This is a genomic window from Moorena bouillonii PNG (genome assembly GCF_001942495.1).
Taxonomy (GTDB): domain Bacteria; phylum Cyanobacteriota; class Cyanobacteriia; order Cyanobacteriales; family Coleofasciculaceae; genus Moorena; species Moorena bouillonii.
Map to the genome: position 1 here is coordinate 5,082,773 of NZ_MKZS01000001.1, position 2,713 is coordinate 5,085,485.

Consider the following 2,713-nt stretch of genomic DNA (forward strand, 5'->3'; position numbering starts at 1 on the left):
CCTGTTTATTGTGGAGCCTTTATAGTTAGCAGGTTATGCAGAAAAGGGTTAAATATTTGTTAATAAGGCTCCACTATCTTACGGTAACTTCGGCGTAGCCGACGCTTCGCGAACAAACCATGAGCGACTGCCGTGGTTTCCCCCACTCGCTATTGCATCAAGACATTGACTGGCATACAATCTTGTCAGTGTCGTAAATCTCGAATCCAAAGAAACCATATTGCTTGTGCTATTTTGGTGTGGAATTTTCTGAAAAGACTAGCTTACTTGACTAAATGTACAGTTTATAAAATTAAGCACCAAAGTTTATCTTCATATTTAACTAAAGAACTTAAAAAACCTTCTTTAGTTATGAATTTAGTCTGATCAGAATCTACGACCTATCTGGTGTCTTTGCGTAAGTCCTGTGTAACTATGGAGTCCTATAGCATTTTTATTTTAGTTGTGAACATAGGATTGATGCTAAAAGGGAACAGGGAACAGCGGATCTGGGAACAGCGGATCTGGAAACAGTAGGAAAGAGCTCCGAAGAGTTTTTGATGTTAGTGCGATCGCTCTTGTAGGGTGGGCAAATGAACATGATATTTGATCTAATTGCCAAACTCTCATTATTTGCCCACCCTACCCTACCTAAAATTTCAATCTTCTGGCTCAACACCCATTGCTCGCAATTGAGCTGCTAGACGTTCAGCTCGTTGATGTTCTCGTTCAGCTCGTTGACGTTCTTGTTCAACTAGCTGTCTTTCTTTCTCAACCGGTGTAGGAATCCAATTTTCGGCTGCATCGTACCAACGCAACCAAAGTCGGTTTAACTCTTGATAGTATCCTGACCACAATCCTAAACCTAGTTCTATTTCTGGAAGCCAGAATTTGTCACCGTTGAGAATCACTTCCCGATAGCTGTTGCGCACTAATTCAAACAAGCGCAGTTTATTGCTATTACCATTGAAGACCACGTAATAGGGAATCCGTAGCATCCGTTCGTAGACTTCCCATTTAGTTGGGGGTTGGTTGGCTTGTGGCCTAACTTCCCCTAAGTCTTCTTTCTGTGTACTAGGAGAAAGTAATTCGATGGCAATAAAAGGAGCTACTCCTTCCTGCCAGATCACGTAACTCAACCGGGATTCTCTTTGTTCGTACAAACGATCCACTCCCAAGACAGCAAACCAATCGGGACGTTTATACCAAGTAGGATGTTTCAGATTGTAGTAGATATTAAGATCGCTAGCAACGAGAATTTGGTTTCTAGGATAATTGGGGGGGAAAAACGTTTTTTCCAGTAAGTCTGCTTGCCAAATATGGTATTGATCTGGCAATCCTGAATCCTCCTTTTCTTCGCTAGGTAGATCATACATTGTCGGTAGGATTTCTTTCGGGGGTCGGGGCGGATCGCTTTGTTGATACATATGCAAAGGGAGTAGGGAATAGGGAATAGGGAATAGGGAATAGGGAATAGGGAATAGGGAGTCGGGAGTCGGGAGTCGGGAGTCGGGAGTCGGGTAAAAAATCTGTTTAAATTATTACGATTAAAAACGCTATTTTTTTAGAAAACAACAATTAAATTAACTAACAAATAAGAATTATTTAGCTAAGGTAAATAAATATCAAAATTTAGTTATGTCTAATGAAATAAAAAACAATAACGTAAATTCTTTACTTATAGTAATTGTTAACTACAAAACCCCTAGTTTAACTATAGACTGCTTACGCTCTCTAGCGGATGAAATCCCAGGTTTATCCAATACTACGGTAGTAGTGGCAGATAATGCGTCTGGGGATGGATCGGCTGTAGCCATTAAAAATGCGATCGCAAACGAAAACTGGGGTAGTTGGGCATCGGTGATGGCACTAGACCACAATGGTGGATTTGCCTTTGGCAATAATGCTGTGATCCGCCCAGCCCTGAAGTCTAATCAGCCACCGGATTACGTGTTGTTGCTCAATCCAGACACCATTGTTCGTCCTAGGGCGATCAAAACCCTGGTGGAGTTTATGAGTGACCATCCCCAGGTGGGTATTGCTGGCTCTCGCCTGGAAGAGCCTGACAGTACCCCTCAGTGTTCAGCATTTCGGTTTCATACCGTCCTCAGTGAGCTAGATTCTGGTTTGCGTCTCGGTGTGGTATCGAGATTATTATCGAAGTGGGTAGTTTGGCCACCGATTCCTGACCAACCCTGTCCAACGGATTGGGTTGCTGGGGCAAGTATGATTGTTCGCCGGGAAGTGTTTGAGCAGGTTGGCCTGATCGATGAAGCTTATTTCATGTATTACGAAGAAATGGACTTTTGCCTGCAAGCCCAGAGAGCTGGTTGGGAATGCTGGTATGTCCCAGAAAGTCGGGTAGTCCACTTAGTTGGACAAAGTTCAGGTGTTACCGACACCAAGCGTCCACCCAAACGCCGACCCCAGTATGTGTTTGATTCTCGACGACGGTATTTTCTTAAAAACTATGGTTGGTTTTACGCTGCTCTAGCCGATCATACCTGGGCTTCTAGTTATTTATTGTGGCAATTGCGCCGAATGGTTCAAGGTAAGCCCAATCTTGAGCCGCCCCACTTACTTACTGATTTTCTCCGCAATAGTGTGTTTTGTAAAGGTGGTGCTTTTAGTAGTCCGAAGATTTCTTGATTAGTTATAGCAGTTTTTAATTAGGTGAGGTATAGCAATTCTATTTCCCATGAGGTACAAAGGGATCCCCCTAAATCCCCCTTAA

Annotated in this window: 2 protein-coding genes and 1 pseudogene; 2 read left to right on the forward strand and 1 reads right to left on the reverse strand. The window is 43.0% G+C overall.

The annotated features are described in order from the left end of the window. Positions 1-156: 156 nt before the first annotated feature. Positions 157-366: pseudogene (locus BJP37_RS34745) on the forward strand (IS701-like element ISPlag1 family transposase); the annotation flags it as partial. Positions 367-638: 272 nt separating this feature from the next. On the opposite strand, the gene BJP37_RS20615 reads toward BJP37_RS34745, so the two are convergent. Then, positions 639-1,406 (reverse strand): Uma2 family endonuclease, encoded by a 768-nt coding sequence (locus BJP37_RS20615; protein ID WP_075901568.1) that lies wholly within the window; start codon positions 1,404-1,406, stop codon positions 639-641. 211 nt (positions 1,407-1,617) lie between these two features. Between BJP37_RS20615 and BJP37_RS20620 the strand changes: the two genes are divergently transcribed. Then, a complete protein-coding gene (locus BJP37_RS20620; RefSeq protein WP_075901570.1) occupies positions 1,618-2,628 on the forward strand; it encodes a glycosyltransferase family 2 protein in 1,011 nt (336 codons plus the stop codon). Positions 2,629-2,713: the final 85 nt, after the last annotated feature.

Coding starts and splice junctions, on each gene's coding strand:
- BJP37_RS20615 (WP_075901568.1), bottom strand. CDS start 1,406: ATGTATCAACAAAGCGATCCGCCCCGACCCCCGAAAGAAATCCTACCG.
- BJP37_RS20620 (WP_075901570.1), top strand. CDS start 1,618: ATGTCTAATGAAATAAAAAACAATAACGTAAATTCTTTACTTATAGTA.